The sequence below is a fragment of the Corynebacterium glyciniphilum AJ 3170 genome (assembly GCF_000626675.1).
Lineage (GTDB): Bacteria > Actinomycetota > Actinomycetes > Mycobacteriales > Mycobacteriaceae > Corynebacterium > Corynebacterium glyciniphilum.
The window spans coordinates 733516-747466 of the sequence record NZ_CP006842.1; the positions used below are offsets into that span (position 1 = coordinate 733516).

Annotated in this window: 11 protein-coding genes and 4 tRNA genes; 13 read left to right on the top strand and 2 right to left on the bottom strand. The window is 64.0% G+C overall.

The window, feature by feature from the left end:
• Nucleotides 1-11: 11 nt before the first annotated feature.
• On the bottom strand, nt 12-1313 hold the full coding sequence (locus tag CGLY_RS03365; RefSeq protein WP_038546194.1) for a geranylgeranyl reductase family protein: 1302 nt from the start codon (nt 1311-1313) through the stop codon (nt 12-14).
• Nucleotides 1314-1484: 171 nt separating this feature from the next.
• On the opposite strand from CGLY_RS03365, the gene CGLY_RS03370 reads away from it, so the two are divergent.
• The 9 genes from CGLY_RS03370 to rplA all read left to right on the top strand — a co-directional run bounded on the left by CGLY_RS03370 (nt 1485) and on the right by rplA (nt 6386).
• Nucleotides 1485-2504 (top strand): polyprenyl synthetase family protein, encoded by a 1020-nt coding sequence (locus CGLY_RS03370; RefSeq protein WP_038546197.1) that lies wholly within the window; start codon nt 1485-1487, stop codon nt 2502-2504.
• A gap of 75 nt (nt 2505-2579) precedes the next feature.
• A tRNA-Tyr gene (locus CGLY_RS03375) sits at nt 2580-2661 on the top strand.
• A gap of 374 nt (nt 2662-3035) precedes the next feature.
• Nucleotides 3036-3108, top strand: a tRNA-Thr gene (locus CGLY_RS03380).
• A 55-nt stretch (nt 3109-3163) separates the two neighbouring features.
• Nucleotides 3164-3240 (top strand) — tRNA-Met (locus tag CGLY_RS03385).
• A gap of 260 nt (nt 3241-3500) precedes the next feature.
• Nucleotides 3501-3573 (top strand) — tRNA-Trp (locus tag CGLY_RS03390).
• A gap of 81 nt (nt 3574-3654) precedes the next feature.
• On the top strand, nt 3655-3990 hold the full coding sequence (gene secE, locus CGLY_RS03395; protein ID WP_038546200.1) for a preprotein translocase subunit SecE: 336 nt from the start codon (nt 3655-3657) through the stop codon (nt 3988-3990).
• 153 nt (nt 3991-4143) lie between these two features.
• On the top strand, nt 4144-4992 hold the full coding sequence (nusG, locus tag CGLY_RS03400; protein WP_038546203.1) for a transcription termination/antitermination protein NusG: 849 nt from the start codon (nt 4144-4146) through the stop codon (nt 4990-4992).
• A 153-nt stretch (nt 4993-5145) separates the two neighbouring features.
• Nucleotides 5146-5589, top strand: coding sequence for a 50S ribosomal protein L11 (rplK, locus tag CGLY_RS03405; RefSeq protein ID WP_038546206.1), 444 nt, complete (start codon nt 5146-5148; stop codon nt 5587-5589).
• Nucleotides 5590-5672: 83 nt separating this feature from the next.
• Nucleotides 5673-6386 (top strand): 50S ribosomal protein L1, encoded by a 714-nt coding sequence (rplA, locus tag CGLY_RS03410; RefSeq protein WP_038546209.1) that lies wholly within the window; start codon nt 5673-5675, stop codon nt 6384-6386.
• 70 nt (nt 6387-6456) lie between these two features.
• Here the strand turns inward: rplA and CGLY_RS03415 are convergent, their stop codons facing one another.
• Nucleotides 6457-7434 carry an esterase/lipase family protein gene (locus CGLY_RS03415; RefSeq protein WP_052539590.1) on the bottom strand — a complete coding sequence of 326 codons (978 nt, stop codon included), beginning with the start codon at nt 7432-7434 and terminating at the stop codon, nt 6457-6459.
• A gap of 450 nt (nt 7435-7884) precedes the next feature.
• Between CGLY_RS03415 and rplJ the strand changes: the two genes are divergently transcribed.
• The 4 genes from rplJ (at nt 7885) to rpoB (ending at nt 13917) form a co-directional block, all read left to right on the top strand.
• On the top strand, nt 7885-8403 hold the full coding sequence (rplJ, locus tag CGLY_RS03420; protein WP_038546213.1) for a 50S ribosomal protein L10: 519 nt from the start codon (nt 7885-7887) through the stop codon (nt 8401-8403).
• An 81-nt stretch (nt 8404-8484) separates the two neighbouring features.
• A complete protein-coding gene (rplL, locus tag CGLY_RS03425; RefSeq protein ID WP_038546215.1) occupies nt 8485-8868 on the top strand; it encodes a 50S ribosomal protein L7/L12 in 384 nt (127 codons plus the stop codon).
• Nucleotides 8869-8988: 120 nt separating this feature from the next.
• A complete protein-coding gene (locus tag CGLY_RS03430) occupies nt 8989-9996 on the top strand; it encodes a DUF3068 domain-containing protein (protein WP_227590363.1) in 1008 nt (335 codons plus the stop codon).
• Nucleotides 9997-10422: 426 nt separating this feature from the next.
• Nucleotides 10423-13917 carry a DNA-directed RNA polymerase subunit beta gene (gene rpoB / locus CGLY_RS03435; RefSeq protein ID WP_174411411.1) on the top strand — a complete coding sequence of 1165 codons (3495 nt, stop codon included), beginning with the start codon at nt 10423-10425 and terminating at the stop codon, nt 13915-13917.
• The last annotated feature ends 34 nt before the right edge of the window (nt 13918-13951 follow it).

A 13951-nucleotide genomic window follows, 5' to 3' on the forward strand; every position in this document is an offset into this window, starting at 1 on the left:
GGCAAGCCCAGTCAGCGTCCGAACAGGGGGCGCGACTCCGCGTGCCAGAACCGGTCGTGGGCGCTACTGAGGCGTCCCGCGGTCAACCACGCCCGGGCGGTGAGGTCCCTGTCCTCCGGGGTCACCAGGTTTCCCATTAACCGTGCGGCGGAACCCATCAGGTGGTCTGCGAGGGGCCCTCGCATTCCCAATGGCCCGAGGGCAGCCAGCAGCCCCGGCATCGTCAGAAGCGTGGCAGCGCGCCGTGCCAGGGAGAAAGCGTCTCCGTAACGTTCACTCAGGTGAGCAGGCCACATATAGCGCAGGCCGTCGGGAGAACGGTCCGCGTCGGGCAGAAGGTCGATCACATCAGAGGCGGACTCGAGCGCGTAGTCGATACCTTCTCCGTTCAACGGGTTGACCAGTGCGGCCGTATCCCCGACCGCGGCCCAGTTCACTCCAGCGACTCGGGTGACGGCCCCGCCCATCGGGAGGAGGGCGCTGGCGACGTAGTCCGGCTCACCGAGTCTCCACTCGTCACGACATTGCTCGGCGTAGGTCGCCAGCAATCTGCGGACGTTGACCTTTGCTGGCCGACGCGACGTGGACAAGGCACCACAGCCCAGGTTGACTGCGGAACCGTGCTCGCCGCCGGTACCGAGCGGGAAAATCCAGCCGTAGCCGGGCTGGGCGGTGCCCGCGGCGTCCCGGAGTTCCAGGTGTGAGTGGATCCACGGTTCGTCACCGAACGGAGTGGGGCAGTAGGAGCGGGCAGCCACGCCATGGACGAGGCCGCGCAACCATCGGGTCCCCAGGGCCCGGGCGACCCCACTGCGCACTCCTTCGGCAAGGACCAGGTAGCGGCAGTGCACTGTGGAGCCGTCGGCGAAGTGCACGGCCCGCACTCGTCGCGCCCCGTTGACGAGGTCGGTGTCGACGTCGACGGCTTTCGCCCCTGTGCGACGTCGTGCACCGGAGGCGACGGCCATATTCACAAGTGCGTTGTCGATGTCGGTCCGGGCGACGGCTGTGCCCCGGGACGGGAACTCGGGGTGCTCGGGCCACGGGGCGGTGACTGAACCACCGAAACCGTGCAGCTTCAGTCCGTGGATCTCCGGACGCCCGGCAGAGGCGGAGATGAGGTCCGATGCACCGAGGCGTTCCAGTGCGTGGACGGCGCGCGGAGTCAGGCCGTCGCCGCAGGTCTTGTCCCGGGGGAAGTCCTGCATATCGACGAGGAGAACATCGCGGCCTGCGCCGGCGGCCCGATGTGCCGCAGCCGAGCCGGCCGGTCCGGCGCCGACGACGAGAACTTCGCACTCTGTGTCATTCATCGCGCCTATTGTGGCACGGCATCGTACCGGGAGGGGGATCAGCGCGACGGTACACCGTCTCCGTCGATCTTTGTTACTGCTCGTCTGGGTCCGTGCCGAGGTGCTGGTCTACAGTAGCGGGGAGCAAGATTATCCAGAGAAGACGTTTGACGGACAGAGGCTACGTAATTCATGGCAAGCACTAACTCGGATGTGCGGGTGGGGCTCGATCTCGGTGACGAGTACCTGAACACCGCCGTCCCGGACGGCCTGGCACGTGTGGAGGCCAGGCTCCGCGAGGTCCTGTCGTCCGGGGAGACCTTTCTCACCGACAAGATCAGTCATCTCGCGGTTTCCGGGGGAAAACGCTTCCGTCCGATGTTCGCCCTGTTGGCGGCGCAGTATGGGCAAGATGAGCAGGGGAGTGGTCGCGCCGAGGTTACTGACGCGGCCGTCGTCGTCGAGCTCACTCATCTGGCCACGCTGTACCACGATGATGTGATGGATGAGGCGGAGCGTCGCCGGGGCGCCCCCAGTGCAAACGCCCGGTGGTCCAACTCCGTGGCCATCCTGGCCGGTGACTACATCTTCGCCGTTGCCTCCGGCCTGATGGCAGATCTCGGGACCGAGACGGTCCGTCATTTCGCCGACACCTTCGGTGAGCTGGTCACAGGGCAGATGCGTGAGACCATCGGCCCGCCTGACGGAGACGATGACATCGAGCACTACATGCAGGTGATTCAGGAGAAGACCGGTGTGCTCATCGCCTCCGCGGGCTACCTGGGGGCTCTCCACGCCGGGGCGCCCGAGGAGCACCGTGCCGCGTTGTTCCGGTTCGGTCGTCACCTGGGACAGGTCTTCCAGATCGTCGACGACATCATCGACATCTGGTCCGATCCGGAGACGTCCGGCAAGACCCCTGGCACCGACCTGCGCGAAGGTGTTTTCACCCTCCCCGTGCTCTACGCCATGCGCGAGGAGACCGTAGGTGGAGCCCGCCTCCGGGAGTTGCTCACCGGCCCGGTGACAGACGATGCGCTCGTGGACGAGGCGCTGACGCTCATCCGTGCCTCGGACGGCCGGGAGCGTGCATTGGCCGACATCGCGCGTTACCGGGGTCTCGGAGAGTCGGAGCTGGCTCTACTTCCGGCGATTCCCGCGACGGGGGCGCTTCGTAACCTCATGGAGTATTCATTGGAGCGGCTGGGCTGACTGTGGTTCTGACCAGCCGGTTTGCAGTTAAGGTGTTGCCTCGTAGTAGGGTATCCATCGCACCGTGAGGTGCACGCCAGGTTGCCCGAGCGGCCAAAGGGAGCGGACTGTAAATCCGCCGGCATTGCCTTCAAAGGTTCGAATCCTTTACCTGGCACAGCCTGAACCGCCCGAGGAGTGGACAAACTCCTCGGGCGGTTTTCTTGTGTCTCGGGGTGCGTTGTGGCGGAGCCGACATCTCCGGACGGCGATCGCCCAGACCTCGGCGAAGAAGCCGTGCCGTGCCAAGCGCAAAGCCGTCAATGCGCCGCAGCTCCCGTCGAGCATTGACGGTGCTGGGGTTCGGGAAGGGGCGTCAGACGTCGACGGTCGGGTGGGGGACGGCGTAATCTGCACATTGACGGCGGCGATTTACGGGCAGTGACCTGTAGATTTGTGCAAGCGAGCCTCCTCTGGTTATTCTACTTCAGGCTTCAGGAGCTGGAGCGGGGACGACCAGGGTTGTCTTCCGGTCCTGCTGTGTGAGGTTTCGCCCCCTTAGCTCAGTCGGCAGAGCGTTTCCATGGTAAGGAAAAGGTCGACAGTTCGATTCTGTCAGGGGGCTCAAGTCATTTTGAGGCGATATCCGGCATGCCGGTCACAGCCGGTTGAATGGCCCTGGCGGTGTAGCTCAGATGGTTAGAGCGCACGACTCATAATCGTGAGGTCCCGGGTTCGATCCCCGGCATCGCTACCAGAGTAAGACAAGGAACACCCCGCAACCTGCATGTCAGGACGCGGGGTGTTCTGCTGCGTGGGGGTGCGGTAGAAGGATGGGCGTGAAGGTGACGAGTGTCGTGGACGCCGGGCCCCGGTATCTTCCGGCTACGCCGAGGGAATTGCGGCTCAGTTGTTACGCGGGACGGGCGGCTGATAGACTGCTGCGGTGCCGTTAACGCGGTGCCGTCCGTGAGACCTCGAGGTCTGCCCGTCGTGGTAGGCTGAGATCCATCGCGAAGGGGCGTGGCTCAATTGGCAGAGCAGCGGTCTCCAAAACCGCAGGTTGCAGGTTCAAGTCCTGTCGCCCCTGCACATGCCCCGGGATGCCGGGCCGGTGATCATCGGCCCGACATTACCGGGGTTTTCCATATTCCGAGGAGCTGTAGATCACGTGAGCGACGACAAGAACAACGAAGTCGGGTCTACCGGCGGTCCGTTGCGTCCGTCCGGTAAGCGTCAGGTCAGCGGGGAGGGAAGCGCCGCCGACCAGGACAACCGTATGTCCGCGAAGGTTGCGGATGTCGACGGAGCCAAGTCCGACGGCAATCGGATCCTGGCGTTCCCACGTTCCGTGGGATCGGAAGTGAAGAAGGTTATCTGGCCTACCGGCCGCGAGATGGTCACCTACTCCATCGTCACGCTGGTGTTCCTCATCGCCATCACCGCGATGTGCACGGTGGTCGACCTGCTCGCCGGCGAAGGTCTGGAGTTCATGTTCGGTCTCTGACCGTGCTATGATCGACGTCAGTATCCACCGCCTCCGCCTCACGGCGAGGCGGATTTTTCATGCGGGGCACGGTCCGTCCACCCGCACGTGGAAAAGCAGGACAACGAACGACCCCACATACAGCGTCAGTACCATCAGGGAGATGATCAACCCATGAGTGACGAGAACATCCACGACAGCAGCACGGCGGAAGGCCTCGCTGCAGCAGCGCATGATGACGTGCAGCAGGCCGTCAGTGAACTCGGCGAGACAGATGCTGCGGCACAGGACAGCGTCGACGGGGCAGAAGCTGCCGTCGACGCCCCTGTAGCTGAGCAGAGCCCCGAGGACGCGGCCATGGCCGCGTACCGCACGCGACTGCGCGAATTCATGCGTGCGCTGAAGAAGCTCGACGGTGACTGGTACATCATCCAGTGCTACTCGGGTTACGAGAACAAGGTGAAGACGAACCTCGAGATGCGCGCCCAGACCCTGGGCGTGGATGAGCAGATCCATGAGGTCGTCGTCCCGATTGAGGAGATCACCGAGCTCAAGGACGGCAAGCGTAAGCGGGTCAAGCGGAAGCTCCTGCCGGGGTACGTGCTTGTTCGCATCGAGCTGGATGACGCGTCGTGGTCGGTTATTCGCGACACCCCGGGCGTGACTTCTTTCGTGGGTAACGAAGGGAAGCCGACCCCGGTGAAAATCCGTGAGGTCGCGAAGTTCCTGCTCCCGCCGGAAACGGCTACCGCGCCAGCGTCGCAGGACGATGCTGAGGCCGGTGCGCCTGTCGATGTCAGCGACACCGGTGTCGCCATGGCACCGACGCCGCTCGGTGACCAGGTCGAGGTGGACTTCGAGGTCGGCGAGTCCGTGACGGTGCTGTCCGGCCCGTTCGCGTCGGTGTCCGCCACGATCTCGGAGATTGATGCCGCGAACAGCAAGCTGAAGGCACTGGTGTCGATCTTCGGTCGCGAGACCCCTGTCGACCTGGCATTTGACCAGGTAGAGAAGCTCAACTAGAGTTTGACCGTTGCTCATCACGAGCACATGAACATTCCACCCGGTGGCCGGTAACCAGACCGGCATCCGGACAGGTGTGTCCTGTCCCCGCCATAGGACGGGCGAGGTCGTCTGTGTAGGCGACACATCTGGTACCACGTGAAGAGGTGAACCATGGCGAAGAAGAAGAAAAAGGTCTCCGGCCTGATCAAGCTGCAGATCCAGGCGGGCGCTGCTAACCCGGCACCGCCGGTCGGCCCGGCGCTCGGTGCGCACGGCGTCAACATCATGGAGTTCTGCAAGGCCTACAACGCGGCTACCGAGTCCCAGCGCGGGAACGTCATCCCGGTCGAGATCACGGTCTACGAAGACCGTTCCTTCGACTTCAAGCTGAAGACTCCGCCGGCGGCCAAGCTGCTGCTGAAGGCTGCAGGCATCCAGAAGGGTTCCGGCGTCCCCCACGCTGAGAAGGTCGGGCAGGTCAGCTGGGCACAGTGCCGCGAGATCGCTCAGACCAAGTTCGAGGACATCAACGCCAACGACCTGGAGAATGGTGCCCGCATCATCGCCGGTACCGCACGCTCCATGGGCATCGACGTCGTCGACCAGCCTGCCTGACGAGTTAAGCCAGGAATCACCCGTGGCAGGGCCACTTGCGGCCCGTCAACCACACTCCAACAACTACTGATTGGACCAGTACCATGAGCAAGAACTCCAAGGCGTACCGCGCCGCTGCAGAGAAGATCGACGCCGATCGTCTCTACACTCCGATCGAGGCCGTCAAGTTGGCCAAGGAGACCTCCTCCAAGACCCATGACGCCACCGTAGACGTCGCGATCCGTCTGGGTGTCGACCCCCGGAAGGCTGACCAGCTGGTCCGCGGCACCGTCTCCCTGCCGAATGGTACGGGTAAGAACGTTCGTGTCATCGTGTTCGCTGAGGGCCCGAACGCCACCGCTGCCGAAGAGGCCGGTGCCGAGGCCGTGGGCACCGCCGAGCTCATTGAGCGTATCCAGGGTGGTTGGACCGACTTCGACGCTGCGATCGCCACCCCTGACCAGATGGCGAAGGTCGGTCGTGTCGCCCGCGTCCTGGGCCCGCGTGGTCTCATGCCGAACCCGAAGACCGGCACCGTCACGACCGACGTCGCCAAGGCCGTCGCTGAGATCAAGGGCGGAAAGATCTCCTTCCGCGTCGACAAGGCCGCCAACCTTCACGCCATGATCGGTAAGGCGTCCTTCGACGAGAAGGCTCTCGCCGAGAACTACGGCGCCCTGGTGGAGGAACTGCTCCGCGTGAAGCCGTCCGCAGCCAAGGGCCGCTACATCAAGAAGATCACCGTCGCGACGACGAACAGCCCGGGCATCCAGGTTGACCCGTCCGTGATGAAGAACTTCACCGGCGACGAGGACTAGTCTCCTCCGGCACGTAACGCCCCCGCCCACCCCGAACTGACGGGGTGGGCGGGGGCGTTTTCCGTCGTGCTCAGTATCCGCGTTGCCGGAGTTGTCCCAGGACGGGGAGAACCCTGGCAATGACGTGGGGGTGCGACTTCCGGTAGGCGCCTGCGCTCCCATTGTCGCTGTCCGACAGTCGCTCGAGGATCAGGTCGAAGGTCCTCGGGGAATAGCACAGGGACAGATGGTCACTCCAGTCACGCGCATTGCCGTCGGACTGTACACAGAAATTATGGACCGTGGCTCCGTCGCCGGGGGTGAGGAACTGAGTCCGCCACGGAGTGACCACTTCGTCGTAACGCGTGCTGATCATGGTGTAGTGGACGCCGGGCACCGTGTCACCGTCACGGTTGATGTGTGTGACGACATCCGAGCCGACGATCTGGTCTTCAGCGCACTGCCCGAGCACCGCCCGCAGAATCGCGGACACGTCGAGCTTTCCACGGAGCCTGTCACGGAGCCATGCGGCGAGTGTTCCGAGGCCCATCAGAGTGGTGCCGTGACCGGATCCTGCGAGCTCGATGACATTTCTGATCCTGGACGTCCCGTCGGTGGACGCACCTTCGTTCTTGCTGACGAGCATCCGCGCCTGTGCGCCCCCTTGCGAGTGTCCGATCACATCAACCTGCGACGCGCCGGTACGTTCCAGCACGGTGTCGATGAACTGGTCGACCTCCGCAGCAGAGTCGAGTAGCCCGCCGTTCGCGAAACAGCATGTGCGGCGACCGAGGAAGCTCTCGTCCGTCGAACCGTAGTTGAGTGCAAAGACCCGGAATCCCCGGGCCACGAGTTTCGGGGCGATCATCGACCACGTTCCGTAGGCATTCATCCACGTGCCGTGAAGGAGGACAACGGGGACCGGGTGCTCCTCAGACAGCGGAGCGTCCCAGTCGTTGACACCCGCTGGCATCGGGTCGGAGTGTCCCCACGATTTCAGGAACGCGGTCAGGAAGAACCGGTGTTCGGGCGTGCCGGAGGCGGCATAAGTATTTGACGGTGAACTCATTCCTCCGAACCTACTAGCCGGAGCCGGTGCGGGGGTGAGGTTCGTCCGTGAGAGCGCTCCTGATGCTGTTCTTCCGGGATGGCCGTCGACCGGGTTTGTTCGCGGGGACCACCCGCTGATTTGGGCCCGGCGGCGACGACGTCTATAGTGATGCGAGAAGTTTGATCGCGGGGTGACCCGCGAACGTTCAAGTTTCACCGGAGACCGTCGGTTGACGTCTTCACCGGGCAGCACCGGGGAAGGCGGACGAAGGATCATCACCATGACACGGTGATGGCGACCTACGCAGGGAAACACGGAACACGCCGAGCGACGCCGGGCCCCAGTGGACCGCGACAGTCGCCCTCCGCGCCCCGTGCCCTGTGCACGGGGCGTCACTGTGTGTGCAGGATGGCCGTTCAGATACCGTCTGGTCGCACCACCGACAGACATCAGGAAGGAGGCGAGAGTATGGCAAACGCAAAGAACACCGCATCGGTCGCGGAGCTCACCGCACGTTTCGAGAACGCCAGCGCCACGGTGCTCACCGAGTACCGTGGTCTGACCGTCGCTCAGACGACTGAGCTGCGCAAGGCCCTGGGTTCCGAGGTCACCTACTCCGTCGCCAAGAACACCATGATCAAGCTGGCTGCGAAGCAGGCCGGCGTCGAGATCGCTGATGAACTGCTCACCGGACCGACCGCCGTCGCCTTCATTCAGGGTGAGGCAGTCGACGCTGCCAAGGCGTTCAAGAAGTTCGGCGCAGATCACAAGGCGCTCGTGATCAAGGGCGGCAACATGGACGGCAACCCGCTGTCCGCGGCCCAGGTTGAGGCGATCGCCGAGCTGGACAACCGTGAGACCACCCTGGCCAAGCTGGCCGGCGCCCTGCAGGGCTCCCTCAGCAAGGCTGCTGGTCTGTTCAACGCTCCGGCATCCCAGGTTGCACGGCTCTCTGCCGCGCTCCAGGAGAAGAAGGAAGCCGCCTGACCCGTCAGGCCGCTTAACCCCCATACGCTCTACACCCCGTTTCCCGCTCAGTCCTGAGTGGGACAAAGAAAGGAAGCCGACATGGCTAAGTTCACCAACGACGAACTGCTCGAGGCCTTCAAGGAGATGACCCTGATCGAGCTCTCTGAGTTCGTCAAGCTCTTCGAGGACACCTTCGACGTCACCGCTGCTGCCCCGGTCGCTGCTGCTGCCGCTCCCGGCGCTGCTGCTGCTCCCGCCGAGGAAGAGAAGGACGAGTTCGACGTCGTTCTCGAGGACGCCGGCGCCAAGAAGATCGGCGTGATCAAGGTTGTCCGCGAGCTCGTCTCCGGCCTGGGCCTGAAGGAGGCCAAGGAGCTCGTCGAGGGCGCGCCGAAGGCTCTGATCGAGGGCGCTTCCAAGGACGACGCCGAGGCTGCCAAGACCAAGCTCGAAGAGGCCGGCGCCAAGGTTTCCCTCAAGTAAGAGGGCTCCGGCTTACGCCGCATTCTTCACCACCCCCGTCAGAGACGTTTTCACGACGTCGATGACGGGGGTGGTGTCGTCTGTTCCCGTCTGTCCGGTGGGGGCATTACGATGGTCCGCATGCTTCCGAGATCCCGCGTTGCCGCCGTCCTCACACTCGGGCTGGGGTGCATCCTGCTCGCCGTCGGGATCGCTCTGCCGCTCCTGGTGCCTCCGGAACGCCCCGTACCACTGGAACTCAGCGAATCGCAGTTGACGCTGCAGGATGACGAGGCCCGGATCGGGCCGTCCTACCTGACGGGGGGAGGACAGGACGGCGAGGAATCACCTCAGCCGGTCACTGCCCCGGTGACGAAGACCTATGCCGTGTCACTCGGTGAGCCGGCGGACGACGAGTCGGCGGCGGCGACTGTCGGGGTCACGTCTCTGAGGAACGACATCGAGGGCGATGACGGACTCCTCGACGCCGAAGTCTGGAGTTACCGGATCGACCGGAAGACAGGACAGTCCCTGGGGGATGCCAAGGTGGCAGACACGCCGGCGACCCCTGCTGCACCGACCGATGTTGCGGGTCAGTGGCTGGCGTTCCCCCGGGACACCGCGCAAGAGGAGTACCCGGTCTTCGACAACCTGCTCCGCCGTGAGGTCCCTGCGCAGTTCGTGCAGACTGAGGATGTCAACGGCACTGAAGTCTACGTCTTCCGGCAGGACTTCGACGCCGAGCCGGTACGGCAGGCGAACCCGGGGTACTACCGTTCGACGTCGACGACAGGGGAGGGGGACCCGTCCTCGTTGTACCGTAACGGGTTCAAGGAGTTCCGTGTTGAGCCGGAGAGTGGGATGATCGTGTCCGTCAGCGAGGACATCCAGGATGTCTACGTGCCTGACGGTGACGGCGCAGGGGCCGAGTCGCCGGAACTTCTCAGTTCCTTCCACGGCGCGACTCCCGATGGTGAACGTGACGACCTGCTGGTTCAGGCCGCGGAACTCGGGCACGACCGACCGACACGCGGATGGGGTATTGTGCTGACTGTCACGGGTGCTATCGTGGCACTCGGTTCGGCGGTCGTGGCCTTACGGCCACAGCGGGTCCAGCGGTCTGGATCACCGCAGTCGCCGGAGATGTAGACTGCGCGACGTGCGCCGGGTCACGGGAGGGTGAACCCGGTGTGTCGTAGGGGTGGACATCCGCACGCGGGTGATATACGATCGATCGTTGCGCTGGATTGACGTCCGGCGAGGTTGCGATAACAGCAGGACACGACCTTGATGAGCGATGGTACGGAGGGGATCGACATGGTCACGGCACGGCGGAACGCCAGAGTGCCCGACCACGCCGATTCGGCTCGGGCCGGTGACTTGACAAGGTCTATCAACTGTTTCTGCACACTGGTTCGCAACTGACCCGGCCCACGTCAACCCCCACAGAACCCCACAGATTTCCACAGACCACCGCAGACCGTACGCTCATAGCAACCGTGTCAGCCACCGCCCGGACCAATTCATTCGGTTCCGGGCTCCGGCAGGCACGTGAGGTGCTGGAAGGACCCCATCTTGGCAGTCTCCCGCCTGACCAGTTCCACCCCGGGAATTCCCGGAGCTTCGCAACGTCACTCGTTCGCGAAGATCGATGCCCCGATCGAGGTTCCCGGTCTTCTCGACATTCAGAGGGACTCTTTCGCCTGGCTCGTCGGCACGCCGCAGTGGCGTGCCCGCAAGCAGGCCGAGGCCGGGGAGGGCGTTCGCATCACCTCCGGTCTCGAGGACATCCTCGAAGAGCTGTCCCCCGTTGAGGACTACTCGGAGAACATGTCCCTGGTCCTGTCCGAGCCACGCTTCGACGATGTGAAGAACACCGTCGACGAGTGCAAGGACAAGGACATCAACTACTCGGCTCCGCTGTACGTCACCGCGGAGTTCACCAACGCCACGTCCGGCGAGATCAAGAGCCAGACCGTCTTCATCGGTGATTTCCCGATGATGACCGACAAGGGCACCTTCATCATCAACGGCACCGAGCGTGTCGTCGTGTCACAGCTGGTCCGCTCCCCGGGCGTGTACTTCGACGAGTCCATTGACCCGGGCACCGAGCGCCCGCTGCACTCGGTCAAGGTCATCCCGTCACGTGGTGCGTGGCTCGAGTTCGACGTCGACAAGCGCGACACCATCGGTGTGCGTATCGACCGCAAGCGTCGTCAGCCGGTCACCGTCCTGCTGAAGGCCCTGGGGCTCAGCGCCGAGGAGATCACCGAGCGTTTCGGTTTCTCGGAGATCATGATGTCGACGCTCGAGAAGGACGGCGTCGCCAACACTGACGAGGCACTGCTGGAGATCTACCGTAAGCAGCGCCCGGGTGAATCTCCGACGCGTGATTCCGCACAGGCTCTGCTGGAGAACAGCTTCTTCAACTCTCGCCGCTACGACCTTGCGAAGGTCGGCCGCTACAAGGTCAACCGCAAGCTGGGTCTGGGCACCGGTGGAGAGGGTCCCATGACCCTCACGGAGCAGGACATCCTGACCACCATCGAGTACCTGGTGCGTCTGCATGCTGGTGAGAAGGACATGACCTCCCCGGATTCCGTGGAGATCCCGCTCGGTACCGACGACATCGATCACTTCGGCAACCGCCGCGTCCGTACCGTCGGTGAGCTGATCCAGAACCAGATCCGTGTTGGTCTGTCCCGTATGGAGCGCGTCGTGCGCGAGCGTATGACCACGCAGGACGCGGAGTCCATCACTCCGACCTCGCTGATCAACGTCCGTCCGGTCTCCGCCGCCATCCGCGAGTTCTTCGGTACCTCGCAGATGTCGCAGTTCATGGACCAGAACAACTCGCTGTCGGGTCTGACCAACAAGCGTCGTCTGTCTGCTCTCGGCCCCGGTGGTCTGTCCCGTGAGCGCGCCGGCCTTGAGGTCCGTGACGTCCACCCGTCCCACTACGGACGTATGTGCCCGATCGAGACCCCGGAGGGCCCCAACATCGGTCTGATCGGTTCTCTCGCGTCCTACGCCAGGGTGAACCCGTTCGGCTTCATCGAGACGCCGTACCGTCGGGTAGAGAACGGTCAGATCACCGACACGGTCGACTACCTCACCGCAGACGAGGAAGACCGCCACATCATCGCTCAGGCGAACACCCCGTACAACGCGGACAAGCAATTCACCGAGGAGCAGATCGAGGTCCGCCTGCGCGGCGGCGATGTCGAGGTCGTCCCGGTGGACAAGGTCGACTACATGGACGTCTCACCGCGTCAGATGGTCTCCGTCGCGACCGCGATGATTCCGTTCCTCGAACACGATGACGCCAACCGTGCGCTGATGGGTGCGAACATGCAGCGTCAGGCTGTGCCGCTCCTGCGCGCGGAAGCACCGTTCGTGGGTACCGGCATGGAGCAGCGGGCCGCCTATGACGCCGGCGACGTGATCGTGTCCCCGAAGGCGGGTGCAGTGGAGTTCGTCTCCGCCGACTACATCACCATCATGGATGATGACGGCGTGCGCGACACCTACATGCTGCGTAAGTTCGAGCGCACCAACCAGGGCACCTGCTACAACCAGAAGCCCCTGGTCAGCCAGGGTGACCGCGTGGAAGCCGGTCAGGCTATCGCGGACGGTCCCGGCACCGACAACGGTGAGATGGCACTTGGCCGCAACCTGCTGGTCGCCATCATGCCGTGGGAGGGCCACAACTACGAGGACGCCATCATCCTCAACCAGCGCATGGTTGAGCAGGACATCCTGACCTCGATCCACATCGAGGAGCACGAGATTGACGCACGGGACACCAAGCTGGGCCCCGAGGAGATCACCCGCGATATCCCGAACGTGGGCGAGGACGTCCTGGCGGACCTCGACGAGCGCGGCATCGTGCGCATCGGTGCCGACGTCCGCGACGGCGATATTCTGGTCGGCAAGGTCACCCCGAAGGGCGAGACGGAGCTGACCCCGGAGGAGCGTCTCCTGCGTGCGATCTTCGGTGAGAAGGCCCGCGAGGTCCGCGACACCTCCATGAAGGTGCCGCACGGCGAGACCGGCAAGGTCATCGGTGTCCGCGTGTTCTCCCGCGAGGACGACGACGACCTGTCGCCGGGCGTCAACGAGATGGTCCGCGTCTACGTGGCGCAGAAGCGCAAGATCCAGGACGGCGACAAGCTCGCCGGACGCCACGGTAACAAGGGTGTCGTCGGCAAGATCCTGCCCGCCGAGGACATGCCGTTCCTGCCCGACGGTACCCCGGTCGACATCCTGCTGAACACGCACGGCGTGCCGCGTCGTATGAACATCGGCCAGGTCCTCGAGACCCACCTGGGTTGGCTGGCGAAGAACGGTTGGACAGTCGACGCGGACTCCGATGACCCGACGGTCAAGGCCATGCTGGAGACCCTTCCCGAGGACCTCTACGACGTGCCCGCCGACTCGCTCACCGCAACCCCGGTGTTCGACGGTGCCTCCAACGAGGAACTGTCGGGCCTGATGAAGTCGGTCCGCCCGAACCGCGACGGTATCCGCCTGACGGACGGTGACGGCAAGGCCGAGCTCATCGACGGCCGTTCCGGTGAGCCCTTCCCGTACCCGGTCTCCGTGGGCTACATGTACATGCTCAAGTTGCACCACCTCGTCGACGAGAAGATCCACGCCCGTTCCACCGGCCCCTACTCGATGATCACCCAGCAGCCGCTCGGTGGTAAGGCGCAGTTCGGTGGCCAGCGCTTCGGTGAGATGGAGGTGTGGGCCATGCAGGCGTACGGCGCGGCCTACACTCTGCAGGAGCTGCTGACCATCAAGTCCGACGACGTCGTGGGACGTGTCAAGGTGTACGAAGCCATCGTCAAGGGTGAGAACATCCCGGATCCTGGCATCCCGGAGTCCTTCAAGGTTCTCCTCAAGGAGCTGCAGTCCCTGTGCCTCAACGTCGAGGTGCTGGCGGCCGACGGTTCTCCGATGGAGTTGAGTTCCACCGATGACGACGAGCTGGACCACGCCAACGCCGCCCTGGGCATCAACCTGTCCCGGGACGAGCGTCCGGACGCTGACAGCGACGTGGGTTAACCCACCACCAGACAACGACCTTTTTTCACTGCAC

Bases quoted from the DNA above. Each gene is read 5' to 3' on its own strand.
- CGLY_RS03365 (WP_038546194.1), bottom strand. From the start codon at position 1,313: ATGAATGACACAGAGTGCGAAGTTCTCGTCGTCGGCGCCGGACCGGCC.
- CGLY_RS03370 (WP_038546197.1), top strand. From the start codon at position 1,485: ATGGCAAGCACTAACTCGGATGTGCGGGTGGGGCTCGATCTCGGTGAC.
- nusG (WP_038546203.1), top strand. From the start codon at position 4,144: ATGAGTGACGAGAACATCCACGACAGCAGCACGGCGGAAGGCCTCGCT.
- rplK (WP_038546206.1), top strand. From the start codon at position 5,146: ATGGCGAAGAAGAAGAAAAAGGTCTCCGGCCTGATCAAGCTGCAGATC.
- rplA (WP_038546209.1), top strand. From the start codon at position 5,673: ATGAGCAAGAACTCCAAGGCGTACCGCGCCGCTGCAGAGAAGATCGAC.
- CGLY_RS03415 (WP_052539590.1), bottom strand. From the start codon at position 7,434: ATGAGTTCACCGTCAAATACTTATGCCGCCTCCGGCACGCCCGAACAC.
- rplJ (WP_038546213.1), top strand. From the start codon at position 7,885: ATGGCAAACGCAAAGAACACCGCATCGGTCGCGGAGCTCACCGCACGT.
- rplL (WP_038546215.1), top strand. From the start codon at position 8,485: ATGGCTAAGTTCACCAACGACGAACTGCTCGAGGCCTTCAAGGAGATG.
- CGLY_RS03430 (WP_227590363.1), top strand. From the start codon at position 8,989: ATGCTTCCGAGATCCCGCGTTGCCGCCGTCCTCACACTCGGGCTGGGG.